This window comes from Pauljensenia sp. UMB3104, from assembly GCF_030217285.1.
Taxonomy (GTDB): domain Bacteria; phylum Actinomycetota; class Actinomycetes; order Actinomycetales; family Actinomycetaceae; genus Pauljensenia.
In genome coordinates, this window is record NZ_JASONN010000602.1 from 1 (window position 1) to 236 (window position 236).

General features: G+C 67.4%; 1 protein-coding gene. It reads right to left on the reverse strand.

Annotation, left to right across the window (positions count from 1 at the left end):
• Window positions 1-214 (reverse strand): aldo/keto reductase (locus QP415_RS12950; protein WP_285100346.1); only part of this gene is annotated, 214 nt, incomplete at its 3' end.
• Between the last annotated feature and the right edge of the window lie 22 nt (window positions 215-236).

A 236-nucleotide genomic window follows, 5' to 3' on the forward strand; every position in this document is an offset into this window, starting at 1 on the left:
GGCAATTCGCGCCGCCGGGCAGCGCGGCCAGCTCCTCCATATCTTCGACGTCGAAATTGGAGACGCCCCAGCTGCGGATTTTCCCGTTCTCGCGCAGGCGCTCCAGCTCCGCCACGGTTTCGGCCAGCGGGGTGCCACCGCGCCAGTGATAGAGGTACATATCCACGTACTCGGTTCCCAGCCGCGCCAGGCTGGCATCCAGCGCGCCTTCCATGCGCCGCCGGGATGCGTTGGAG